Genomic DNA, 21,567 nt, shown 5'->3' with positions numbered 1-21,567 from the left:
GTCAATATGCCGGCCTCAGTCGCCGCCGCCGTCGCCACCACCACCGCCGTCGCCACCACCGCCGTCACTGCCGCCGTCTCCGTCGGGCACGTCGCCGCCCTCTGTGGACGGCGACTCACCGCCGGCCCCGCGGTCGCCCAGCAGCCAGGCGAGCACGAGGCAGCCGCCGCCGGCGGTGAGGATCAACGTGAGGGTGGTGGCCATGCCGTGCGGTTCCTTGCGCAGAGGCGATGACAGCGCGCCGGGTTTCAGCCGCGTGGCGGCGCGCCGCCCGCGCCATGTCGCGGGATCAGGCGGGCTCCCAGGCCCCTGTGCCGGCGCGGCAGAAGCGCTGCTCGTCGAGGGGCACCGGCGGCGGGGCGCCGACGAGGCCGTCGGCAGGGCCATAGACGGTCAGGGTGGAGGCGACGACCCGGCAGGGTCGGCCGCGGCTCGCCTCGACCGGATAGACCGAGAGGGTGATCTCGCGACGGGCGCCGGCGCGGCTCTGCCAGTTGGTCTCCATGCCGCGGGCGCTGGCGGCCGTGGCGAGGAGAAGAGTGCGGATCTCGCCCACGTCCTCGTCGGTGAGGGCGAGGATGGAGGGGCAGTCCTCCGCCGATCCGGTGCGCGAGACGGCGGTGACCGAGCCGAAGACGGCGAAGCCGCCGCCCCCCGCCATGGCGGCGCGGGTGCCCCCCGACTGGGTGGCGCGGCAGCGGGCGACCTGCCGCTCGACCGCCCATTCCGAGGCGTCGATCCGGCCCGGCGGGCTCGCATCGAGGCCGGCCGAACAGCCGGCAAGGAGAAGGAGGGCCGGCAGCGCGGCTGCGGGGGCACCCTTGGAGGTTACGGTCGGCATCTCTCTCGATCCGGTGCTGCTGGGCGCAGGCGCGCCGGGCGCACCATGACTCAGCCGCGCTTGGCGAGGAAGGCCAGACGCTCGAAGAGGTGGACGTCCTGCTCGTTCTTCAGAAGCGCGCCGTGCAGCGGGGGAATGGCCTTGCGCGGGTCCTTCTCGCGCAGCGTCTCCGGTGAGATGTCCTCGACCATCAGCAGCTTCAGCCAGTCCAGCAGCTCGGAGGTGGAGGGCTTCTTCTTCAGGCCCGGCACGTCGCGCACCTCGTAGAAGATGCGCAGGGCCTCGGCGACGAGCTTCTGCTTGATGCCGGGGAAGTGGACGTCGACGATGGCCTGCATCGTCTCGGCGTCGGGGAACTTGATGTAGTGGAAGAAGCAGCGGCGCAGGAAGGCGTCGGGCAGCTCCTTCTCGTTGTTGGAGGTGATGACGACGATGGGCCGCTGGGCCGCCTTCACCGTCTCGCCGGTCTCGTAGACGAAGAACTCCATGCGATCGAGCTCCTGCAGGAGGTCGTTCGGGAACTCGATGTCGGCCTTGTCGATCTCGTCGATGAGCAGTACCGGCCGCACCGGGGCGGTGAAGCCTTCCCAGAGCTTGCCGCGCTTGATGTAGTTGCCGATGTCCTTGACGCGCTCGTCGCCGAGCTGGCTGTCGCGCAGGCGCGAGACCGCGTCGTATTCGTAGAGGCCCTGCTGCGCCTTGGTGGTGGACTTGACGTGCCACTCGATCAGCGGCGCGCCGATGGCCTTGGCGATCTCGATGGCCAGCACGGTCTTGCCGGTGCCGGGCTCGCCCTTCACCAGGAGCGGGCGCTGGAGCGTGATCGCGGCATTGACCGCCACCTTCAGATCGTCGGTCGCGACATAGCCGCTCGTCCCCTCGAAACGCCCGGACGCCATGTGATGTGCCTCATGTCCTGATGGGTGGCGGAGGCGGCGGCCTCCATCGTCGGCGCGCAGGGTAGGGGGCGGGCCGGACACCTGCAACACCCGGCAGAATATGCCGATCGGCACAGGCATTTGTGCCGGGCAAGCGCCGTCAACCCTTCGTAAACCATTCAACGCACTGAAAAATCGACATTTTCCTTTTGCCGCCCTTTGGCATGGCGGCTGCACAGATCGTTACAGAGTGCGGCGGCGTTCCGTCGCGATCGGGACCGCCGGCATCGGCGAAGGGAAGTTCGATGGGTATCTTCGGTGCAATGACGACGGCGGTCAGCGGCCTCTCGGCCCAGGCCTACGCTCTGGAAAACATCTCCGGCAACATCGCCAACTCGCAGACGACCGCCTTCAAGCGGATCGAGACGAGCTTCGTCGACCTCATCCCCGACTCGGGTCCGAAGCGGGAGCTCTCCGGCTCGGTCACCGGCTATTCGCGGGCGACGAACACCATCCAGGGGCAGATCTCGGCCACCTCGATCACCACCAACCTCGCCATCAACGGCGACGGCTACTTCGTCGTGCAGCAGCCCTCCGGCTTCGTCGACGGTCAGCCGACCTTCGCCACCTCAAATTCCTACACCCGCCGCGGCGACTTCACCGTCGACGCCAACGGATACATGGTGAACGGCGCCGGCTACTACCTGCGCGGCCTGCCGCTGGACCGCACCACCGGCAACCCGCTGGGCTCCTCCCCGGTGCCGATCCAGATCACCAACGACGTCATCCCGGCGCGCGCCACCGACAACCTGAAGTACCGCGCCAGCCTTCCGACGACCCCGGCCACCGCCAACGCCAACAGCACTCCCGGCAGCGAGCTGATGCAGACCTCGTTGATCGGCCAGGCGACGATCGGCTCGGCGGACGCCGCCAATTTCGTCGCGACGTCCATCGCCGGTGGCTCGCAGACGGTCTACGACGCCCTCGGCAACGAGGTGAACGTGCAGGTCCGCTGGGCCAAGACGGCGAACGCCGCCGCCGGCCCGCCCGCCGTCTCCGACACCTGGAGCGCCTATTACCAGTCCTCCTCGGCATCGGGCGCCGAGACCTGGACGCGGATCGGCGGCGACTTCACCTTCTCCGCCACTGGCCAGCTGACCTCGCCGACCTCCAACCCGACGATCTCGAACCTGACCGTCAACGGCACCAATGTCGGCAACGTCACCCTCGACATCGGCACCAACGGGCTGTCGCAATATGCCCGCTCCGACGGCACGGTGCAGGTCACCGACATCGGACAGAACGGCTATGCCGTGGGCGAGCTGATGAACGTCACGATCACCGATGCCGGCCGCGTCCGCGGCAACTATTCCAACGGCCAGTCGGTGGACCTGTTCTCCATCCCGCTCGCCAGCTTCAACGGCGACAACATGCTGAAGCGCCTCGACGGCGGCGCCTTCGCCGAGACCTCGTCATCGGGTCCGCCGATCCTGGGTGCGGCCGGTCGCATCGTGTCGCAGAGCCTCGAGAGCTCGAACGTCGACATCTCGGAGGAGTTCACCAAGCTGATCATCACCCAGCAGGCCTATGCGGCCAATACGCGGATCGTCACGACGTCCAATTCGATGCTTCAGGAAACGATCAACATGATCCGCTGAAGCGGATCGTGACGCACGGCAAGGAGTGACCGGGCATGACACTGACCAGCGCCCTCAGCAATTCGCTGTCCGGCCTGAGGTTCACCTCGACGGCGACGGCGCTGACCAGCGCCAACATCGCCAATGCGGGGAACCCCAGCTATACGCGCAAGCTGATCGATCCGGTCGACGCCCTTGCCGGCGACCAGATCGCCGGCGTCGCCGTCGGTTCGATCCGCCGCGAGTACGACGCCTTCGTGCAGCGCCAGCTGGTCGGCGAGCGCTCCAATGCCGCCTATGCCTCGACGCGTTCGCAGTTCCTCTCCCGGCTCGACCAGATGATGGGCGCGCCGGGCTCGGCGCGTGCCCTCGACACGGTGCTCAACACCTTCTCCTCCTCGTTCCAGACGCTGCTGACCTCGCCGGAGAGCGACACGGCGCGGTCCGGCGTCATCAACTCGGCGACGGTGGTGGCGCAGACGCTACGCAGCCTGTCGAGCGCCACGCAGGACATGCGCCTCGACGCGGAGAGCGGCCTCGCGGATGCCACGGTGCGCCTCAACACGCTGCTCACCGACCTGTCGAAGATCAATGCGCGCCTGTCGGTCGCCTTCACCGACGAGAGCCGGGTCGGCCTGCTCGACCAGCGCGACGCCATGGTGTCGGAGATCGCCGATTACGTTCAGGTCCGCACCGTCTACGACGACAGCGGCGCGGTTCAGCTCTATGGCGGTGCCGGCTTCGTGCTGCTGTCCACCAGCCGCTCCGAGCTCTCCTTCGATTCCCGCGACATCATCGGCCCGACCAACGTCTACGACGAGGACCCGACCAAGCGGACGGTGGGCACCATCACGGCGACGACGCCGTCGGGCACAGTGGACCTGATCGCCGCCGGCGTCTTCACCTCCGGCAAGATCGCCGCGCTGATCGAACTGCGCGACAAGGCGCTGCCCGCCACCCAGGCCCAGCTCGACCAGATCGCCGCCAACCTCGCCCAGGCGCTGGGCAATACCTCGACCTCGACGCCGGTCACCGTCGCGGGCCCGGGCCCCACCACCGGCTTCGACACGGCGCTCGGCAGCGGCCTCGTCGACGGCGACACGGTGACCATGGAGCTGACGGCGAACGGCGTCACCCAGAAGATCACCTTCAAGCGGGTGGACGATGGCGCGGTGACCATGTCCGACGACATGACCGCCGACCCCAACGACATCGTCTTCCGTCTCACCGGCACCTCGGCGGCGGGTCATGCGGCGCAGATGCAGGCGGCCATCGACACCTGGGCGGCCGGCGCCGGCGCCCCGGCAGGCGCCTTCAGCGTCTCGGTCAGTGGCGGCAACCTCCGGGTGCTCGCCGATCCGACCGTCACCGGGGGCGCCAGCGTCGGCAGCGCCGCCGCCAACGTCACCGCCCGCACGCTCACCGATGGCGGCAGCGCTCTGCCCTTCTTCGTCGACACGGCGGCGGCGAACGGCCTCTACAGCGGTCAGGTCACGGGCTCCGGCGCGCAATATGTCGGTCTCGCTTCGCGCATCGACGTCAACGGCGCGCTGAAGGCCGACCCGAGCGCGCTGGTGAAGATCAACTCCAGCACGCTGGAGTCGGACGAGACGCGCCCCTCGTTCCTCGTCGCGGCGCTGGCCAGCACGGACCGCTATTTCGCTCCCGCCGGCAGTCTCGGCACCACCAGCAACCCGTTCCAGGGATCGGTGCTCTCCTATGCCCGCTCCGTCATCGTCACCCAGACGAACGACGCGGCCAGCGCTCTGCAGGTGGCCGAGGGCCAGGAGGCGGTCGTCACCCAGTTGCAGGCGCGGTTCGACAGCGTGGCGGCGGTGAACATCGACGACGAGATGACCCTGCTGATCCAGCTCCAGACGGCCTATGGCGCCAATGCGCGCGTGATGAGCGCCGTCCGCGAGATGCTGGACGTGCTCCAGAGAATGTAAGGCCGCGTCATGTCCATCCGCACCTCGGGAATCCTGTCGGGCCTGAACGCCAGCGACTTCATGCGCATGAAGACGCAGCTCTCCGATCTGCAGCGACAGCTCGGCTCCGGCCAGAAATCGGAGACCTATGGCGGCCTCGGCCCGGAGCGTGGCTTCTCGCTCGCCTTCCGCGCCTCGATGAGCCAGATCGACGCCTGGCAGCAGAGCATCTCGCTGGTGACGACCCGCATCTCCATCATCGACACCTCGCTGACCGGCATCGCCAAGACCGTCTCCTCGACCAAGACCTCGCTGCAGCCGAACGAGTACAAGCTGTCCTCGGGCCGCACCATCGGTCAGGTCGCCGCCGGCGACGGCCTGAACGCCGTCGTCTCCATGCTCAACGCCAACGACGGCACCCGCTACGTCTTCGGCGGCCGCAAGTCGGCGACCCCGCCGGTGCTCGATCCGTCGATTTTCCTCAACGGCGACAACTCCAAGGACGGCTTCAAGACCGTCCTGCTCGAGCGCATGCAGGCGGACCTCGGCGTCGCCGGCGCCAATCCGGAGGCCAATTCCGCCGCGACGGGCCGGGTGACGCTGTCGGCCCAGGGCACCCAGCCGGTGGTTCTGGCAGAGGACGGCGCCCATGACTTCGGGCTGAAGATCGGCCTCGTCTCGGGCGCCGTTGACGGCATCACCGCCACGAAGACGGCGGGCCCGCCGGCATCGCTCTCGATCGCCGCGGGGGCCGGCAACGCCTCGCCGAACCAGGCGCTGACCGTCAGCTTCACCCTGCCGGACGGCAGCGTCGAGAACATGACCCTGACGGCGGTCGCCGCCGACGCCGACCTGCTGGCGACGGGGCAGTTCCGGGTCGGCGCGACCTCCGCCGAGACGCTCGACAATCTCCGTGCGACGCTCGGGACGGAGGTCAGCCGCATGGTCGGTTCGAAGCTGGCAGCCGCGTCGGCGGTGAAGGCCGGCGACGACTTCTTCCACGGCGAGACCAATGCCGCCGCGCTCGCCGGGCCGCCGGTCGTAGAGCCGGGCGTGCCGAAGCGGTTGGTGCCGGGGGTCTCCGGCACCATGGCGGATGCGGTCGCCTACGACACGCCGCAGAACGCCGATGCGACCACCGTGCGCTGGTACCAGGGCGACCGGGTCTCGCCCAATCCGCGGGCCACCGCATCGGCGGAGGTGGACAATTCCCAGTCCGTCTACTACGGCGTGCGCGCCGACGAGGAGGCGCTGCGCACCGCGGTCCAGTACATGGCGGTGGCGAGTTCGCTGCGCTTCAGCGAGAGCGATCCGAACGGCCTCGAGCGCTTCCAGGCGCTGACGCCGCGGGTGGTCTCCGGCCTCAGCATGGACAATGCCGGCCAGACGGTGCAGTCGATCCAGATCGAGATCGCCGCGGCCAACACGGCCGCCGATTCCGCCAAGACCCGCCACTCCGACCGACGCGCCATGCTGGGCGGGCTCCTCGCCGACATCGAGGGGGTCGACGACAACGAGGTGACGGTGCAGATCCTGGCGCTGCAGACCAATCTGCAGGCGAGCTACCAGACGAGCTCGATGCTCTCGAAGCTCACCATCGTCAACTACATGTAGGCCGGCCGCGGCGGATCGACGGAAACGAAAAGGGCGCGGCCCCGGCGGCCGCGCCCTTTTTCCGTCCGTGGCGGCCGCGGCGCCCGTCAGCTTCGGCCGGCGAGGCCCGCGGCGATGTTGGAATTGATGGAGACGAGGATGCCGAGCTTCTCCGGCGCCGGCTCGATCTCGATGTCGATGGTGCGCTGGAAGATGAAGAGGCCGAGATTGGCGATGTTGTTCTTGATCGGCAGCGGCAGCGGGTTTTCCGGCTTGGTCGCCGAGGTCGACAGGATCGTCCAGAGCTTGCGGTTGTAGGCGAGGGCGGGGCCGAGTTCGGCCCGGCCGGCGTCCCAGTTGTCCTTGACCGACTGCAGCCTGGCCGCCGCCTTCAAGAGCAGGCTCGCCTCCAGGTCGCGGGGATTGGTCGTTGCCGTGACCTTAGCGGTCGACGCGTACGCCGCTGCTCCGTGATGCATGACCCAGCAGAGTCCCTTCGTACTCGATCAGGCCCTTCGTGGCCTTTAGAGCCTTGTACAGCGAACCGGTTAATATGTGATTGTTGATGTCGTCGATGAAGCCGAGTGTCGAGGGTGCGGCCTTCACCACGTCGTTGACCAGGTCGAAATACATCTTGTGGTGGCGGGCCGGCTCACGGGACAGATACATGAGCTGGACGAGAAGATAGATCTTCTTGCAGGGCGTATCGGCGGCTTCCACCGTCATCACGTCCTTCTCGCGCAGGATCGGCGCCTCGCCCTCTATGGTGAGACGCGTGCGCTGGTCGTCGTTGACGATGACGCTGTCGCCGAGAATGAACTTCTCGCCGGGCTTCAATTCGACCTTCAGCGCCATCCCCAGCCTCCGCACGATTCGTCAATGGCGGATGCTAGCACATGCGGCCGCCGCGTCGTGACCTGACGATTCCTCCGGCGCCTGTCGGTCAATGCGGATCGCCCCTTCCTCGCCGCCGCGCCTCAGCCGAACAGGCTGAGGACGCTCTGGTCGGCCTGGTTGGCGAGCGAGAGGGCCTGGGTGGAGAGCTGCTGGCGGGTCTGCAGGGCCAGCATGTTGGCGCCTTCCTCGTTCATGTCGGCGAGGACCAGGTTGTCGGCGCCGGTCTTCAGCGTGTTCGCCATTTCCTGGGTGAACTTCTGGCGGATCTGCACCAGGGCGAGGTTGGAGCCGAAGGCGCTCGACTGCGAGCGCAGCTTGGCCATGGCCTGCGACAGGTCCTGCATGGCGACGTTGATGTCGCGGTCGGTCTGGAAGTTGTTCATCTGGTCGCGGATGGCCAAATCCTCTTCCACCGAGAAGCGCACGCCGGTGATGGTCAGCGAGGAGGTCTGACGCTCGTTGAACATCGCCTGCAGCGTATCGGCGTTCAAAAGGTTCACGCCGTTGAAGCCGGCATCCTTGGCGAGCTGGTCGATCTGCCGGCGCAGCTCGGAGAACTGTGCCGCGATGTTGGAGCGGGTGACGTTGAGCTCGCCGGCGAGCTTCGACCGGTCGGCCAGCTTGAAGCCCATGTTGTCGAGGGCCGAGCCGGCGTTGGACGAGGACAGGGTGATCGGCTGGGTGCCGATGGCCTCGATGACGAGGCGACCGTCGGGGGAGAGGAGGGCGCGGGCATCGGCACCCGAGGTGCTGCCCACGGTGACGCCCGTACCCGAGGCGGTAGTTTCGGAGGTGTTGTCGTTGATGGCATTGACGAGGTCGCCGACCGTCATGCCCGCGGCGATGGTCAGCGTGGTCGAGCGGTTGGTGCCGGTGTTGATGGTGATCGTCTCGGTATTGGCGAAACCGAGATCGGTGAGCGGCGTCTGCATGGTCATGGCGCCCTGGGCGCCCCCGACCGTGGGCAGCACACCGGAGAGCCGGGCGGTGGTGGCGGCCGAGCCCTGTGCCTGGCGGGCGAGGGCCTGGGCGTTCTCGACCACGCGGACGATGGAGCGGATGCCGTTGTCGGCCGCTTCCAAGGTCTTGATCGCCGTGCCTATGCCGTCGAGCAGGTTGGTGATGTCGGTGGCGCGCGAATTGAGCATCGCGGCGGAGAAGAAGTTGCCGGGATTGTCGAGCGCGGTGTTGACCTTCTTGCCCGTCGACAGCCGGTACTGAGTCCGGTCGCGCAGGTCGGCAGTGCTCATCAGCGAGAGAAGATTGCCGCGAATGCCTTTTGAAAGGACGATGTCGCTCATGGGTGGTCCTCGGCCGGGCCCGACGATTCTCACGGGCCTTTGACGCACCCTGCCCCGTTAACCCTAATCAAAGGTTAATTTCCGTCCCGCGGCCAAAATCATGCGTGTTCTGAAAGGCTTGGGCGGGTAGGGTGTGGCCTTCGCGACACGGCAAGAGTTAACCGGCAGGATTTGCCGGGTGGTCCGGGCGAGGGGCATTCCGCCGGCCGGTCGATTGCGCGGCGGGCGCTTCGGGTCTATCCCCGCCGGCAGATCGAGACCGCGCGGGGCCTCCGCGACGTCGATGGCCCGTCCGAGGCCCGGACCCCTCCGGAGGTATTGACCCATGGCGAAAACCCGTACCGAAACCGACACGTTCGGCCCGATCGACGTCGCATCCGACCGGTACTGGGGCGCGCAGGCCCAGCGCTCCCTCGGCAATTTCAAGATCGGCTGGGAGAAGCAGCCGGCGCCGATCGTGCGTGCCCTCGGCATCGTCAAGCGCGCCGCCGCCGAGACCAACATGGCGCTCGGCCGCCTCGACCCCGCCATCGGCGAGCGGATCGTCGCCGCGGCGCAGGAGGTGATCGACGGCAAGCTCGACGATCATTTCCCGCTCGTCGTCTGGCAGACGGGCTCCGGCACCCAGTCCAACATGAACGCCAACGAGGTGATCTCGAACCGTGCCATCGAGATGGCGGGCGGCGAGATGGGCTCGAAGAAGCCGGTCCATCCCAACGACCACGTCAACATGAGCCAGTCGTCCAACGACACCTATCCGACGGCCATGCACGTCGCCTGCGCCGAGGAGATCCACCACCGGCTCATTCCCGCCCTGAAGCACCTGCACGGCGCCCTCGACGCCAAGGCGAAGGCCTGGGACGACATCGTCAAGATCGGCCGCACCCATACCCAGGACGCGACCCCTCTGACCCTCGGCCAGGAGTTCTCGGGCTATGCCCAGCAGGTCGCCAACGGCATCGCCCGCATCGAGCAGACGCTTCCCGCGCTGATGGAACTGGCGCAGGGCGGCACGGCGGTCGGCACCGGGCTCAACGCGCCGGTGGGCTTCGCCGAGGAGGTCGCCGCGCGCATCGCCGCCATCACCGGCCTCTCCTTCACCTCGGCGCCGAACAAGTTCGAGGCGCTGGCCGCCCACGACGCCATGGTCTTCTCCCACGGGGCGATCAACACGGTGGCGGCCTCGCTGTTCAAGATCGCCAACGACATCCGCTTCCTCGGCTCGGGTCCGCGCGCCGGGCTCGGCGAGCTCGCCCTGCCGGAGAACGAGCCGGGCTCCTCGATCATGCCCGGCAAGGTCAATCCGACCCAGTGCGAGGCGCTGACCCAGGTCTGCGTGCAGATCTTCGGCAACAACGCGGCGCTGACCTTCGCCGGCAGCCAGGGTCATTTCGAGCTGAACGTGTTCAATCCCGTCATGGCCTACAACTTCCTCCAGTCGGTGCGGCTGATGGCGGATGCGGCGGTGTCCTTCACCGACAATTGCGTCGTCGGCATCGCGCCGCGCGAGGACAACATCCGCGCCGGCGTCGAGCGTTCCCTGATGCTGGTGACGGCGCTGGCGCCGAAGATCGGCTACGACGCCGCGGCGAAGATCGCCAAGACGGCGCACAAGAACGGCACCACCCTGAAGGAAGAGGCGCTGAAGACCGGTCTGGTCACCGCGGCGGACTACGACCTGCTCGTCGACCCGCGCAAGATGATCTCGCCGGGCTGATCCCGCTACCGTCGGCCAGTCGCGCGGCATGACTGCCGCGCGGCTGCGCCTGTTGCACTGCACGCCGCGCTGTCGCAATCGGGACCATGCTCGCCCGCGACTTCGCCCTCCTGATGCTGGTCTGTCTGATCTGGGCGACCAATTTCGTCGTGACGAAGCTGGCGCTCGTCCATCTCGACATTCCGCCGCTGCTGTTCTCGTCGCTGCGCTTCGTGCTGGTGCTGCTCGTCGCGCTGCCCTGGCTCCTGCCCTGGCCGCGGCCGCGCTGGCGCATCGCTCTGGTCGGGCTGATGATGGGGGCGGGCGGCTTCGGCCTCGTCTCCATCGGCCTGATGACCGCGACGCCGTCGAGCGCGGCGGTGGTCACCCAGCTCGGCGTGCCGATCACCGCTCTGCTGTCGGTCCTGATGCTGGGGGAGCGGATCGACTGGCGGCGGGGCCTTGGCATCGGCCTCGCCTTCGCCGGCGCCGTCCTCGTCATGTACGATCCGAAGGGTTTCGTGCTGTCGATCGGTCTCGTCTTCGTGCTCGCCAGCGCCTTCGCCTCGGCGTTCGGCGTGGTGCTGATGAAGAAGATGCACAATGTCCGGCCGCTGCAGTTCCAGGCCTGGGTCGGGTTTGCCTCGGCCATTCCTCTGGCTTTCGGCTCACTGGCGCTGGAGACGAACCAGCTCGAGCGGGCGGCCCATGCCGGCTGGCCCTTCCTCGGCGCGCTGATCTACACGGCGATGTTCGTGTCGCTGCTGGGACACAGCCTGTTCTTCAGGCTGGTCATGACATACGAGGCGAACCTCATCTCCACCCTGACGCTGATGTGCCCGCTCATGGCCATCGGGCTCGGCGTCGTGATCACGGGGGATAGTTTCGACCTGCGGATGATCGCCGGCACGGTTGTCGTGCTCGCCGGCGTGGCGCTGATCCTGCTGGCCCCGAAGCGCACGGCGCCCTGAGGCGGATCAACGGCGAAAGCCGCCCCGCGGGGCGGTCACGGACGGCGGAGGCGCGTGAGGGTCAGGCGACCCGCTCGACCCGCTGGGTGTCGGCGGCCTCGCTCTCCTCCTTGCGCGCCATTTCGCGCGCATAGGCCCTGAGCTTCAGCACCATCTCCTCGGGAAACTGGCGAACGACCTCGCCGGTCTCCTTGTCGACGGTGCGGTAGACGAGGAGGCCGGCCGCGTCGTCCTTCTCGATCCGACGCTGGAGCGATTCCCGGATCGTGTCGGCGATCCGCTCCACTCGCGCGCGACGGTCGGCGAGGATGCGCTCGTCGCGTGCCGCGAAGTCGCCGGGGCGCCTGTCGTCGACGGACGTGCCGGCGGCGTTGGACGGTGGTTGTGTCACCCGCTGGGCGCGGGGAAGCTCCGTCCGTACCGCCTCGCGGTACTGGACGGTATCCGGCCGCCCGGTAGAAATCGTTCCGACGGCCGGTCGTGAGGACGGAATGTCCATGACCGGTACTCCCTGTGGGGGAGGAACCTCGTGGTCCCTCTTCTCCCAAGTGCCGGATCATGACGATGAAGTCCTAAACTCACGTTAGGACATATGGTAAATGTTGCAGCGCCACATCTTCTAAAATGACGTCGAATATCGCCGCTTCACAGGCTCCGGACCAGCGCCATCGGAGCGGAGGCGCGCGGGGCGGGGGCGTGGGCGCGGCCGTTGGCGCCGTAGCCGGCGGGGGCGCGGCGCGCCTGCACCGTCTGCGACACGTGGCGGATGATGCCCTCGGCGACGGCATGGGCGGTGGCGAGCACCGCGAGATTGACCTGGAGCGCCTCCTGCAGGACGGCATGCTCGGCCTCGACGGCGTCGAGCGCGGCGCCGGCATGGGCGCGCAGGGCGGCACCGTGCAGCTTGAGGCGCGTGAGGTCGGCGAGATAGCGGTGCGACAGCTCGGTCTTGCGCAGCTCGAAGGGGCGGGCGGCCTTGATGCGGGCGGCGCGAACCAGCGCCGTCTCCTCGGCGAGGACGGAGCGCAGTTCCGCCATGGTGCCACGCAGCCCGTCGACGAAGGCGACGGCCTCGGCGGCGCTGGCGAAGGGCGGCGGGGCGGGGCGGGCGGTGGGCTGCTGCATGGCTCAGTTCCTCGCGGGCAGGCGGCGCGGCGCGGCTTCCTGCGCGCCGATCAGTTCGCGGTAGACGTGGTTGGCGAGGCCGATGCCGCCCTGACCGGTGACGGACTTGGCGTATTCGTCGACGAGCATGCCGCGCCAGGCCTCGCTCTGCTTGCCGCCGAGCGGGGATTCCGTGCCGATGCCGGTGAACATCTGCGAGAACATGGTGTTGAGGAACACCTGTTCGAAGTTCTGCGCCTGCGACCAGGCGCGCTGCTCGCGCGAGCCGGCGACGCGGGCGGCGGCGGGCGTCGCCGCGTTGATCGCCGGACGTTCGGGGGTCTGGCTGCGCATTAGAGCACCTCGATCTCGGCCTGGAGGGCGCCGGCGGCCTTGATGGCCTGGAGGATGGCGATCATGTCGCGCGGGCCGATGCCGAGCGCGTTGAGGCCGTCGACGAGCTCCTGCAGCGACACGCCCTCGCGCACCAGGGCGAGGCGCTTGCCCTCCTCGGTCGCCTGGATCTGGGTGCGGGGGGTGACGACCGTCTGGCCCTGGGCGAGCGGGTTGGGCTGGCTCACCTGGGGGCGCTCGGAAATGGTGACGGTGAGATTGCCCTGGGCGATGGCGACGGTGGAGACGCGCACGTCCTTGCCCATGACGATGATGCCCGAGGCCTCGTCGATGACCACCTTGGCGACCTGGTCGGGCTGGACCCGGAGTTGCTCGATCTCGGTGAGCAGGGCGACGATGTTGCCCTCGAAGCGCTGCGGCACCTTCAGGTGGATGGTGGCGGGGTCGGTGGGCTCGGCGGTCGGGGCGCCGATGAAGTCGTTGATGGCGGCGGCGATGCGGCGGGCGGTGGTGAGGTCCGGGTTGCGCAGGGCGAGCTTCAGCGAGGCCATGCGGTTGATGGAGAAGGCCACCTCGCGCTCGACGATGCCGCCGTTGGAGACGCGCCCGACCGTCGGAACGCCGCGGGTGATGGAGGCGGCGGCGCCCTGGGCCTGGAAGCCGGCGATGGCGACGGCGCCCTGTCCCACCGCATAGACCTCGCCGTCGGCGCCGACCAGCGGCGTCACGAGCAGTTCGCCGCCCTGCAGCGAGCGGGCGTCGCCCATGGCGGAGACCTTGATGTCGATGCGGGTGCCCTGGGTGGAGAAGGGCGGCAGGTTGGCGGTGACCATGACCGCCGCGACATTGGCGGTGCGCAGGTTCATGCCGCGCGTGTTGACGCCGAGGCGCTCCATCATCGACTGGATGGACTGACGGGTGAAGGGCGAGTTGTTCAGCGTGTCGCCGGTGCCGTTGAGGCCGACGACGAGGCCGTAGCCGATGAGCTGGTTCTCGCGGATGCCCTCGACGTCGACCAGGTCCTTGATGCGCGAGGTCGTGGCCCCGGCCGGAGCGACGAAGGCGAGGAGACTCAGAAGAAGGGCGAGGCGGCGGAACATGGAGATCCCCAGATGTCGACAGGGACCAGCACGTGGCGTGCCAATGTCCTCGGGGTGATCAAGTCATTGATCCGTAAACAGAGTTTTGTCGGGATGCGGGAGCGTCCGGGGGTATTTCGCCTGCCGCCCGGCAAGTCTTGCCGGGCATTAACCGCCCCTTAACCATGGCGTGGCTCTCTTAACCCGTCGAAAGACCTGTTGCGCCTTGCTGAAGCGGCCGTTCCGGAGAGGGACCCATGCGGATCATCACGCCGCCTGCCATCGGAGCCGTCACCACCGGCCAGCCGGCCCAGAAGGCCGACCGGCCGCGCGCCGCGTTCGAGCTGCCCGGCGCGAGGACCGAGACGCCGGCCGGCACCTCCGCCCGTCCCGCCATGGCGGCGGCGGGTCTCGAGACGCTTCTCGCCGTGCAGGGCATGCAGCCGGAGGACCGCCGCGAGAAGCGCCGCCGGGCCATGCAGCGCGGCCGCCAGTCGCTCGACCTGCTCGACGACCTGAAGCTGTCGCTGCTCGCCGGCGAGCCCATGCCGGCGGTGCTGCTGAAGCTGCGCAGTCTCACCGCCGCCGGCCTCGAGGACTCGGGCGATCCGGGCCTCGACGGGGTGCTCGCCGAGATCGACCTCAGGGCCCAGGTGGAGATCGCCAAGCGCGAGGCGGCGGCCAAGGCCTGAACCCCCTGGCACCACAGCGCAAGCCCCTGAAACTCCCGGAAAACCTCCCCTCTGGCACGGTTCCTGCCTTTCCGGGTCGTGCGCTTGCCCGTCGATGACGGCGGGATGACTGGGTTTCAGGTTGTACGCCCTCGGGACGAGTGCTATGAGCGCGCCGAAACACGGGGCCTGCATCCGTGAATCATGAGGGGTTCGGTGCATGACGTTGGAGTTGGAAGCGGACTACCGCCCGAATGACTCGGAGCCGTTCATGAACGAGCGGCAGAAAGAGTATTTTCGCAAGAAACTGCTCGCCTGGAAGGACGATATCCTCCGCGAGGCCAAGGAAACCCTGCAGAACCTGCAGGACGAGAACCAGAACCATCCCGACATCGCCGACCGCGCCTCGTCCGAGACGGACCGCGCGATCGAACTCAGGGCGCGCGACCGCCAGCGCAAGCTGATCGCCAAGATCGATGCGGCCCTCGCCCGCATCGAGGACGGCAGCTACGGTTTCTGCGAGGAGACCGGCGATCCGATCTCGCTGAAGCGCCTGGAGGCTCGCCCCATCGCGACGCTGTCGCTGGAGGCCCAGGAGCGGCACGAGCGCCGCGAGCGGGTGTACCGCGACGAGTAGACCGCCGCCCCGCGTCGGGACAATCCGGCCGCCCCTCGGGGCGGCCGTTTCATTTTGGGGCGGGCTCCCCAAACGCCGACGCCGCCCGCGTCGGGAGAACGCGGACGGCGCCGGACTTGCCGTAGTCGCTGGGGAGCGGGGACGGCTGGGAGCTCTGGGGATCGTCAGAAGGGCAGCAGCACGTCGAGCACCTGCTGGCCGTAGCGAGGCTGCTGCTGATCGGTGATCTGGCCGCGGCCGCCATAGCCGATGCGGGCCTGGGCGATCTTGTTGGAATCGATGGTGTTGTCGCTCTCGATGTCCTCCGGGCGGACGACGCCGGCGACGATCAGCTCGCGCACCTCGAAATTCACCCGCATCTCCTGCTTGCCCTCCAGCACGAGATTGCCGTTCGGCAGGACCTGCATGACGACGGCCGCCACGTTGGTGGTCAGCGTTTCGGAGCGGGTGACGGTGCCCTTGCCCTCGTTGGAGTTGGTGCCGGTGGTGGAGACGAGGCTGGAGGGATCGGCGCCGGTGCGGGCGATGAGGCGCTCGGCGCCGAACAGGCTCGGCGTGCCCATGGTCTGCGAGCCGGTGCGCGACTGGTTGGTGGTGTTCTGGATGTTGGCCTGGTCCTGGAACTTGACCTTGACGGTGAGAATGTCGCCGACGCGCTGGGCCCGCTGGTCGCGGAAGAAGGCGCGCGAGCCGTTGCGCCACAGCGAGTTCGGATTGTGCGAGACGGGCTGCGGCTCCGGCATGGGCATGGAGACGGGGCGGTAGCCGGGACGGGTCTGCGGATTCTCGACCGCCGAGAGCGCGGGCGCCTGGCCGACGTTGCGCAACCGGTCTGGCGCGCCGCAGGCGGCCGTGGTCAGGCCGGCGAGAAGGATGACGAGCGGGCGGACGGTTCGCATGGCGGGTCCTGACGCGGAACGGGGGAGGGAGGACTGAAGGACCATCACGGGATCCTCGACGCGGTGGTGAGGGCGTTCGGTTGCGCCGCCAGGGAGACGCGGTTCAGGCCCGTCACCACCGCCTGGAGCTTCTTGCGCGACTGCATGTTCTCGACCTGGATGACGTCGCCCTCGGCGCCGGCCTCCAGCGCCTTGCCGCGCATGGTGAGCGACAGGCCGGGCAGTTCGACGACGATCAGCACGTTGGCGTTGCGCTCCACCAGCTCGGGCTTCATCAGGTCGGCGGTGCGGAACGGGCGCTCGGGCGACAGCGGACGGCGGGCCGCCATCCCCACCGCCTGACCGAGGCTCACGATGGTGTCGGCGGTCATGCCGGGCAGAGCGCTGCGCGGCCTGCGCTCGACCGTGAGGTCGCTGGTGCGGACCACTTCGCCGCGACCGATGGTGCGGGCCGGAACCACGAACTCGACGAGTTCATTGGCGGTGCCATTGACACGGAAGCCGCCGGTGCGTTCCGACCGGCCCGAGCCGCGGATGCCGAGCACGGCGTCGAAGCGGCCGCTGCGGGGATCGTGCTCAAGGCGCAGGATGTCGATCTGCCCGGACGCTTCGCGCTCCACGACGAGGGGCCGGGTGCCGCGATCGAAGACGACCTGGATGCGGCTGGAATCGCTGAGGCCGAGGGTGCCCGCCAGGCCGGTGGCGATCTTCTCCTCCATCTCGGCGAGCGGTACGGTGCGGGCGTCGCGGGTGACGGTGACCTCGCGGTTGCGGTCGGCCGATTCCGGCTCGAGACCGGCGCGGCGGGCCGCCTCGACGATCCGCCAGGCGGGCACCTGGCCGGTATGACCGGGATCGGGGGAGCGGAAGACGGCGACGTCGGCGTGGCGTCCGGCATTCTCGAAGAGGTCGCCGAGGCGTACCACCTCGCCGGCGACGGTGACGTCGAGGCGCAGGACCGGACGGCCCGACTGGGCAGTCGCCGGCAGGGCGATGCCGCAGAGCAGCGTGGCGAGGAGGAGGCGGCGGGCGCGGGACATGATCAACCTCACCGCATCAACTGCGACGTGGATTGCAGCATCTGGTCGGCCGCCGAGATGATGCGGGCGTTCATCTCATAGGCGCGCTGGGCGGCGATCAGGTCCGAGATCTCCGACACGGCGGTGACGTTGGACTGTTCGAGGTTCTTCTGCAGCAGGGAGCCCATGCCCTCGTTGCCGGGGGTGGTGGTGATCGCCTGGCCGGAGGCGGCGGTCTCCAGGAAGAGGTTGTCACCCATGGATTCCAGGCCCGCCTTGTTGACGAAGCGCGAAAGCTGGATCTGCCCGATGGTCTGAGCTGCCGTCTGACCGGGCAGGGTCGCCTGGACGACGCCGGCAGCGCTGATGGTGACGGCGGTGGCGTTGTTCGGCACGGTGATGCCCGGCTCGATCTGGTAGCCGTCGACGGTGACGATCTGGCCGTCGGCATTGCGCTCGAAGGAGCCGTCGCGGGTATAGGCGGTGCGGCCGTCGGGGAGCTGGATGCGGAAGAAGCCCTCGCCGCGGATGGCGACGTCGTAGTCCTTCTCGGTGGAGAGGACGTTGCCCTGGGTCATGACGCGGGAGGTGCCCGCCGCCTTGACGCCGGAGCCGATGGAGATGCCGACCGGCAGGAGGTTGCCCTGCTGCGAGTTCTGCGTGCCGGCGCGGCGCTGGTGATCGTAGAGCATGTCCTGGAATTCGGCGCGCTGGCGCTTGAATCCGGTGGTTCGCATGTTGGCGATGTTGTTGGAGATCACCTCGACGGTGAGCTCCTGGGCCTTCATGCCGCTGGCGGCGGTGTGGAGCGCGCGCATGGTTCAGCCTCCTCAGGTCGACGGGTTGCCGAGCGAACGGATGGCGTCCCGTCGCATCTGGTCGTGCTTCTCGAGGCTTGAGGCCAGCGACTGGTAGGAGCGGGTCACCTCGATCATGCGCGACAGCGCGAGGACCGGCGTGACGTTGGAGTTCTCGAGCGCGCCCTGCCGCACGTCGGCATTGGCGACGGTCACTGCCTGGGTGCCGTCACGCAGGCGGAACAGGTTGTCGCCGGCCTTCTCGAAGGCGCGCGGGGCGCTGCCGTCGACCACCCGCAGCCGGCCGCGGGCGCCGCCCGAGGAGGCGACCGAGCCGTCGCGGCCGATGGTGATGCCGACGTCGTTGGCCTCGAAGGCGATGGGGCCGCCCTCGCCGAGGACCAGGTGGCCCTGTTTGTTGACGAGCTGGTTCTGCGCGTTGAGCTCGAAGGAGCCGTTGCGGGTGTAGCGCTCGCCCTCGGGGGTTTGGACCACGAAGAGGCCGCGGCCGTTGATGGCGACGTCGAGCGAATTGCCGGTCTGGGTGATGCCGCCCTGGCTCAGATTGGTGGTGGTCGCGCGGTCCCAGACGAAGGACATGCGGCGATCGGCCCCGCGCTGGAACGTATCGTCCCGCGCGACCGGCATCAGGTACTCCTGGAAGACAACGTCGTCCTGCTTGAACCCCGTGGTGTTCAAGTTGGCGAGGTTGTTGGCGATGACGTCGAGCTCGCGCTGCAGGGCGACCTGCCGCGAGAGACCGACGAGACCAATGTTCTCCATCGGACCAGTCCCTTCGTGTCCGCCTCGCCTGACCGTCTCTCCCAAGACGGTCGTCAGAAGCGGTGCTCCCCAGTGGCCCCCGGATCCGTTCTCCCAAACGAGCCCGGCGACCGCAGAACACCTCGCAGCCTTCGTGCCAACTGGCCGGTGCGAGCAATATCAATTGGTTAACCATGACGGACGGGTGCGGGGCGGGCGGCACGAAAGGTCCGGTCGGCGGTTTCGTCCCGGCAAATCTTGCCGTGCCCTTAACGAAAATAAACGACCCGTTAACCATTGGGGCGGCAATGTCCCATTCAGAGAATCCGGGGCGCTAAGTGATGGCGAAGAAACCGAAAAAGCCTGAGGCCGAAGGCGACGACGCCGAGGAGGGCGCAGCGCCCGAGGGCGGCGGCGGCAAGAAGAAGCTGATCATGATGGTGGGCGCCGCGGTGGCGGTGGTCGCGCTCGGTGGCGGCGGCTGGTTCTTCTTCATGAAGAAGAAGCCGGAGACGGCCGCCGCGCCGCCCGTGGAGGCCGTCAAGCCGGTCGCCTTCGTCGACCTGCCGGACATGACCGTCAACCTGTCGGTCGGCCAGGACCGGCCCCAGTACCTGCGCGTCAAGGTGGCGCTCGAGGTGAGCGACGCCAAGGTCGCCGACCAGATCAAGCCGATCATGCCGCGCGTGGTCGACGCCTTCCAGCTCTACCTGCGCGAGATGCGCCCCTCGGACATCGAGGGGTCGGCCGGCATTTTCCGCCTCCGGGACGAGCTGACGCGGCGGGTGAACACGGCCGTCCATCCGGCGCGGGTGAACGCCGTGCTGTTCCGCGAAATCGTCGTGCAGTGACGGTCTGACATGGCTGGCGATATCGATCAGGACGCCCTTGCCGCCGAATGGGGCATGGCGCTGGAGGAGCAGGGCTCCTCGGGGTCGGATGCGGAGCAGGGCTGGGAATCCGTCGGCGAAGACGGCATGGCCCATGTCAGCGCCGGCTCCAAGGGCGGCGCCGAGCGCATCCTCAACCAGGAGGAGATCGACAACCTCCTCGGCTTCTCCATCGAGGATCTGGCGCTCTCCGACAATGGCGGCATCCGCGCCATCATCGACTCGGCGATGGTCGCCTACGAGCGTCTGCCGATGCTCGACATCGTGTTCGACCGCCTGGTGCGGCTGCTCACGACGTCCCTGCGCAACTTCACCTCCGACAACGTCGAGGTCTCGCTCGACCGCATCCACGCCGTCCGTTTCGCCGACTACCTCAACTCGATTCCCCTGCCGGCCATCCTCTCCATCTTCAAGGCGGAGGAATGGGACAATTTCGGCATCGCCACCGTCGATTCGAGCCTCATCTACTCGATCATCGACGTGCTGCTCGGCGGCCGCCGCGGCGTCACCGCCATCCGCGTCGAGGGCAGGCCCTACACGACGATCGAGATGGGCCTCGTCAAGCGGATGATCGAGGTGATCCTGGCCGACGCGGAAGCCGCGTTCCGGCCGATCTCGCCGGTCACGTTCAAGATCGACCGGCTGGAGACCAATCCGCGCTTCGCCGCCATCTCGCGCCCCAACAACGCCGCCATCCTGGTGCGCTTCCGCATCGACATGGAGGAGCGCGGCGGCTCCATCGAGATGCTGCTGCCCTATGCGACGCTGGAGCCGATCCGCGATCGCCTGATGCAGACCTTCGTCGGCGAGAAGCTCGGCCGCGACCCGGTCTGGGAGGGGCATCTGGCCACCGAGATCTTCCAGGCCCGCACCCATGTCGAGGCGGTGCTCTACGAGAACAAGTTCCCGTTGCGCAAGCTCATGAACCTGAAGGTCGGCGACACGCTGGTCCTCGACATGAAGCCGGACGCGCTGGTCAAGGTACGCTGCGGGGACGAAACCCTCACCGAGGGACGGATGGGCCGGGTCGGCGACAAGGTCGCCATCCGCATCCAGAAGCCGCTCCGCCGCGGGCGGACGACCATGACCCAATTCGAACAGATCTCGTCGGGCGGACAGGAGCAATGATGAGCAGCTTCACCGTGTCCATGGTCATCGAACTTCTGGTGGCCGGGCTCCTCGCCGCGACCATCGGCTATTGCATCACGCTCAACCGGCGCCTGACGCGGCTGCGCTCGGACGAACAGTCGCTGAAGGCGACCATCGCCGAGCTGATCACCGCCACGGAGATCGCCGAGCGCGCCATCCAGGGCCTCAAGGTCACGGTGCGCGAATGCGACGGCACCCTCGGCGAGCGGCTGCGCACGGCCGAGCGGTTCCTCGTCGACATCGAGCGCGAGGTGAAGGCCGGCGAGACGGTGGTGGAGCGCATCAGTCGGATCACCGAGGCGGCGCGCGATGCCGGCAAGCCGCGCGTGCCCCCGATCCCGGCGGTGCCGCCCATCGTGCCGGTCATGGTGCGCGAGCCGGGCGAGCACGGCAGCGCCGCCTCGACGCTGGCGGCCGCCAAGGCCTTCGCGGCGCGCGTGCAGACGCGCGCGGCCTGACGGGAG

The 21,567-nt window shown here is 68.3% G+C and carries 24 protein-coding genes; 10 read left to right on the top strand and 14 right to left on the bottom strand.

What is annotated here, in order from left to right; genetic code table 11:
• Window positions 1-15: 15 nt before the first annotated feature.
• From C6569_RS10645 to C6569_RS10635, 3 genes are all read right to left on the bottom strand, one after another.
• The gene (locus C6569_RS10645; protein ID WP_106748826.1) at window positions 16-204 is read right to left on the bottom strand and encodes a hypothetical protein; all 189 of its coding nucleotides are present in this window, start codon (window positions 202-204) and stop codon (window positions 16-18) included.
• Window positions 205-289: 85 nt separating this feature from the next.
• Window positions 290-841, bottom strand: a complete 552-nt coding sequence (locus tag C6569_RS10640) for a hypothetical protein (RefSeq protein WP_106748825.1) — start codon at window positions 839-841, stop codon at window positions 290-292.
• Window positions 842-891: 50 nt separating this feature from the next.
• Window positions 892-1,740, bottom strand: coding sequence for an AAA family ATPase (locus C6569_RS10635; RefSeq protein ID WP_106748824.1), 849 nt, complete (start codon window positions 1,738-1,740; stop codon window positions 892-894).
• Window positions 1,741-2,024: 284 nt separating this feature from the next.
• On the opposite strand from C6569_RS10635, the gene C6569_RS10630 reads away from it, so the two are divergent.
• The 3 genes from C6569_RS10630 to C6569_RS10620 are packed head-to-tail and all read left to right on the top strand — an operon-like array spanning window position 2,025 to window position 6,898.
• Entirely contained in the window at window positions 2,025-3,377 is a 1,353-nt protein-coding gene (locus tag C6569_RS10630) for a flagellar hook protein FlgE (RefSeq protein ID WP_106748823.1), read from the top strand.
• 35 nt (window positions 3,378-3,412) lie between these two features.
• Complete coding sequence (gene flgK / locus C6569_RS10625; RefSeq protein WP_106748822.1) at window positions 3,413-5,305, top strand: flagellar hook-associated protein FlgK; 1,893 nt, start codon at window positions 3,413-3,415, stop codon at window positions 5,303-5,305.
• Between the two features lie 9 nt (window positions 5,306-5,314).
• Window positions 5,315-6,898 (top strand): hypothetical protein, encoded by a 1,584-nt coding sequence (locus C6569_RS10620; protein ID WP_106748821.1) that lies wholly within the window; start codon window positions 5,315-5,317, stop codon window positions 6,896-6,898.
• A gap of 86 nt (window positions 6,899-6,984) precedes the next feature.
• Here C6569_RS10620 and flaF read toward each other — a convergent pair whose 3' ends face one another.
• The 3 genes from flaF to C6569_RS10605 all read right to left on the bottom strand — a co-directional run bounded on the left by flaF (window position 6,985) and on the right by C6569_RS10605 (window position 9,075).
• Window positions 6,985-7,356, bottom strand: a complete 372-nt coding sequence (gene flaF / locus C6569_RS10615; RefSeq protein WP_106748820.1) for a flagellar biosynthesis regulator FlaF — start codon at window positions 7,354-7,356, stop codon at window positions 6,985-6,987.
• Window positions 7,319-7,732, bottom strand: coding sequence for a flagellar biosynthesis repressor FlbT (gene flbT, locus C6569_RS10610; RefSeq protein WP_106748819.1), 414 nt, complete (start codon window positions 7,730-7,732; stop codon window positions 7,319-7,321). The genes flaF and flbT overlap by 38 nt, the downstream gene beginning before the upstream one ends.
• Window positions 7,733-7,854: 122 nt before the next feature.
• On the bottom strand, window positions 7,855-9,075 hold the full coding sequence (locus C6569_RS10605) for a flagellin N-terminal helical domain-containing protein (RefSeq protein ID WP_106748818.1): 1,221 nt from the start codon (window positions 9,073-9,075) through the stop codon (window positions 7,855-7,857).
• A gap of 325 nt (window positions 9,076-9,400) precedes the next feature.
• On the opposite strand from C6569_RS10605, the gene fumC reads away from it, so the two are divergent.
• Window positions 9,401-10,792, top strand: coding sequence for a class II fumarate hydratase (gene fumC, locus C6569_RS10600; RefSeq protein WP_106748817.1), 1,392 nt, complete (start codon window positions 9,401-9,403; stop codon window positions 10,790-10,792).
• 86 nt (window positions 10,793-10,878) lie between these two features.
• A complete protein-coding gene (locus C6569_RS10595) occupies window positions 10,879-11,742 on the top strand; it encodes a DMT family transporter (RefSeq protein WP_106748816.1) in 864 nt (287 codons plus the stop codon).
• Window positions 11,743-11,803: 61 nt separating this feature from the next.
• On the opposite strand, the gene C6569_RS10590 is transcribed toward C6569_RS10595, so the two are convergent.
• From C6569_RS10590 to C6569_RS10575, 4 genes are all read right to left on the bottom strand, one after another.
• Complete coding sequence (locus tag C6569_RS10590; protein WP_106748815.1) at window positions 11,804-12,241, bottom strand: flagellar protein FlaG; 438 nt, start codon at window positions 12,239-12,241, stop codon at window positions 11,804-11,806.
• 146 nt (window positions 12,242-12,387) lie between these two features.
• A complete protein-coding gene (locus C6569_RS10585) occupies window positions 12,388-12,867 on the bottom strand; it encodes a hypothetical protein (RefSeq protein WP_106748814.1) in 480 nt (159 codons plus the stop codon).
• A 3-nt stretch (window positions 12,868-12,870) separates the two neighbouring features.
• The gene (locus C6569_RS10580) at window positions 12,871-13,200 is read right to left on the bottom strand and encodes a rod-binding protein (RefSeq protein WP_106748813.1); all 330 of its coding nucleotides are present in this window, start codon (window positions 13,198-13,200) and stop codon (window positions 12,871-12,873) included.
• On the bottom strand, window positions 13,200-14,300 hold the full coding sequence (locus C6569_RS10575) for a flagellar basal body P-ring protein FlgI (protein ID WP_106748812.1): 1,101 nt from the start codon (window positions 14,298-14,300) through the stop codon (window positions 13,200-13,202). The genes C6569_RS10580 and C6569_RS10575 overlap by 1 nt, the downstream gene beginning before the upstream one ends.
• Before the next feature lie 236 nt (window positions 14,301-14,536).
• Here C6569_RS10575 and C6569_RS10570 point away from each other — a divergent pair, with 236 nt between their 5' ends.
• Together C6569_RS10570 and dksA are read left to right on the top strand one after the other, a co-directional pair.
• A complete protein-coding gene (locus tag C6569_RS10570) occupies window positions 14,537-14,971 on the top strand; it encodes a flagellar assembly protein FliX (protein ID WP_106748811.1) in 435 nt (144 codons plus the stop codon).
• A gap of 199 nt (window positions 14,972-15,170) precedes the next feature.
• Entirely contained in the window at window positions 15,171-15,587 is a 417-nt protein-coding gene (gene dksA, locus C6569_RS10565; RefSeq protein WP_106748810.1) for an RNA polymerase-binding protein DksA, read from the top strand.
• A 164-nt stretch (window positions 15,588-15,751) separates the two neighbouring features.
• Here dksA and flgH read toward each other — a convergent pair whose 3' ends face one another.
• From flgH to flgF, 4 genes are read right to left on the bottom strand one after another with little or no spacing between them, the layout of a single operon-like run.
• A complete protein-coding gene (flgH, locus tag C6569_RS10560; RefSeq protein WP_106748809.1) occupies window positions 15,752-16,486 on the bottom strand; it encodes a flagellar basal body L-ring protein FlgH in 735 nt (244 codons plus the stop codon).
• A 44-nt stretch (window positions 16,487-16,530) separates the two neighbouring features.
• Entirely contained in the window at window positions 16,531-17,526 is a 996-nt protein-coding gene (gene flgA, locus C6569_RS10555) for a flagellar basal body P-ring formation chaperone FlgA (RefSeq protein ID WP_146144776.1), read from the bottom strand.
• An 8-nt stretch (window positions 17,527-17,534) separates the two neighbouring features.
• Window positions 17,535-18,323: a flagellar basal-body rod protein FlgG gene (flgG, locus tag C6569_RS10550; RefSeq protein ID WP_106748807.1), complete on the bottom strand. Its 789-nt coding sequence runs from the start codon at window positions 18,321-18,323 to the stop codon at window positions 17,535-17,537.
• 12 nt (window positions 18,324-18,335) lie between these two features.
• Window positions 18,336-19,085: a flagellar basal-body rod protein FlgF gene (gene flgF, locus C6569_RS10545; RefSeq protein WP_106748806.1), complete on the bottom strand. Its 750-nt coding sequence runs from the start codon at window positions 19,083-19,085 to the stop codon at window positions 18,336-18,338.
• Window positions 19,086-19,405: 320 nt separating this feature from the next.
• Here flgF and fliL point away from each other — a divergent pair, with 320 nt between their 5' ends.
• Genes fliL through C6569_RS10530 form a run of 3 tightly spaced genes read left to right on the top strand, consistent with a single transcriptional unit; the run spans window position 19,406 to window position 21,561 of the window.
• Window positions 19,406-19,915: a flagellar basal body-associated protein FliL gene (gene fliL / locus C6569_RS10540; RefSeq protein ID WP_106748805.1), complete on the top strand. Its 510-nt coding sequence runs from the start codon at window positions 19,406-19,408 to the stop codon at window positions 19,913-19,915.
• Between the two features lie 9 nt (window positions 19,916-19,924).
• Complete coding sequence (fliM, locus tag C6569_RS10535; protein WP_106748804.1) at window positions 19,925-21,082, top strand: flagellar motor switch protein FliM; 1,158 nt, start codon at window positions 19,925-19,927, stop codon at window positions 21,080-21,082.
• Window positions 21,082-21,561, top strand: a complete 480-nt coding sequence (locus tag C6569_RS10530; RefSeq protein WP_245898297.1) for a DUF6468 domain-containing protein — start codon at window positions 21,082-21,084, stop codon at window positions 21,559-21,561. The genes fliM and C6569_RS10530 overlap by 1 nt, the downstream gene beginning before the upstream one ends.
• Window positions 21,562-21,567: the final 6 nt, after the last annotated feature.

It is taken from the genome of Phreatobacter cathodiphilus (assembly GCF_003008515.1).
In the GTDB taxonomy this organism is placed as follows: Bacteria; Pseudomonadota; Alphaproteobacteria; order Rhizobiales; family Phreatobacteraceae; genus Phreatobacter; species Phreatobacter cathodiphilus.
Note: the sequence above shows the minus strand (reverse complement) of the source record. Positions and strands in the feature narration are given on the sequence as shown.

Coding starts and splice junctions, on each gene's coding strand:
- flgH (WP_106748809.1), bottom strand. CDS start 16,486: ATGCGAACCGTCCGCCCGCTCGTCATCCTTCTCGCCGGCCTGACCACG.
- C6569_RS10575 (WP_106748812.1), bottom strand. CDS start 14,300: ATGTTCCGCCGCCTCGCCCTTCTTCTGAGTCTCCTCGCCTTCGTCGCT.
- dksA (WP_106748810.1), top strand. CDS start 15,171: ATGACGTTGGAGTTGGAAGCGGACTACCGCCCGAATGACTCGGAGCCG.
- C6569_RS10530 (WP_245898297.1), top strand. CDS start 21,082: ATGAGCAGCTTCACCGTGTCCATGGTCATCGAACTTCTGGTGGCCGGG.
- C6569_RS10580 (WP_106748813.1), bottom strand. CDS start 13,200: ATGCGCAGCCAGACCCCCGAACGTCCGGCGATCAACGCGGCGACGCCC.
- flbT (WP_106748819.1), bottom strand. CDS start 7,732: ATGGCGCTGAAGGTCGAATTGAAGCCCGGCGAGAAGTTCATTCTCGGC.
- C6569_RS10595 (WP_106748816.1), top strand. CDS start 10,879: ATGCTCGCCCGCGACTTCGCCCTCCTGATGCTGGTCTGTCTGATCTGG.
- flgA (WP_146144776.1), bottom strand. CDS start 17,526: ATGTCCCGCGCCCGCCGCCTCCTCCTCGCCACGCTGCTCTGCGGCATC.
- C6569_RS10630 (WP_106748823.1), top strand. CDS start 2,025: ATGGGTATCTTCGGTGCAATGACGACGGCGGTCAGCGGCCTCTCGGCC.
- C6569_RS10585 (WP_106748814.1), bottom strand. CDS start 12,867: ATGCAGCAGCCCACCGCCCGCCCCGCCCCGCCGCCCTTCGCCAGCGCC.
- flgF (WP_106748806.1), bottom strand. CDS start 19,085: ATGGAGAACATTGGTCTCGTCGGTCTCTCGCGGCAGGTCGCCCTGCAG.
- C6569_RS10605 (WP_106748818.1), bottom strand. CDS start 9,075: ATGAGCGACATCGTCCTTTCAAAAGGCATTCGCGGCAATCTTCTCTCG.
- C6569_RS10570 (WP_106748811.1), top strand. CDS start 14,537: ATGCGGATCATCACGCCGCCTGCCATCGGAGCCGTCACCACCGGCCAG.
- flaF (WP_106748820.1), bottom strand. CDS start 7,356: ATGCATCACGGAGCAGCGGCGTACGCGTCGACCGCTAAGGTCACGGCA.
- fliL (WP_106748805.1), top strand. CDS start 19,406: ATGGCGAAGAAACCGAAAAAGCCTGAGGCCGAAGGCGACGACGCCGAG.
- C6569_RS10635 (WP_106748824.1), bottom strand. CDS start 1,740: ATGGCGTCCGGGCGTTTCGAGGGGACGAGCGGCTATGTCGCGACCGAC.
- C6569_RS10645 (WP_106748826.1), bottom strand. CDS start 204: ATGGCCACCACCCTCACGTTGATCCTCACCGCCGGCGGCGGCTGCCTC.
- C6569_RS10590 (WP_106748815.1), bottom strand. CDS start 12,241: ATGGACATTCCGTCCTCACGACCGGCCGTCGGAACGATTTCTACCGGG.
- fumC (WP_106748817.1), top strand. CDS start 9,401: ATGGCGAAAACCCGTACCGAAACCGACACGTTCGGCCCGATCGACGTC.
- fliM (WP_106748804.1), top strand. CDS start 19,925: ATGGCTGGCGATATCGATCAGGACGCCCTTGCCGCCGAATGGGGCATG.
- flgK (WP_106748822.1), top strand. CDS start 3,413: ATGACACTGACCAGCGCCCTCAGCAATTCGCTGTCCGGCCTGAGGTTC.
- flgG (WP_106748807.1), bottom strand. CDS start 18,323: ATGCGCGCGCTCCACACCGCCGCCAGCGGCATGAAGGCCCAGGAGCTC.
- C6569_RS10620 (WP_106748821.1), top strand. CDS start 5,315: ATGTCCATCCGCACCTCGGGAATCCTGTCGGGCCTGAACGCCAGCGAC.
- C6569_RS10640 (WP_106748825.1), bottom strand. CDS start 841: ATGCCGACCGTAACCTCCAAGGGTGCCCCCGCAGCCGCGCTGCCGGCC.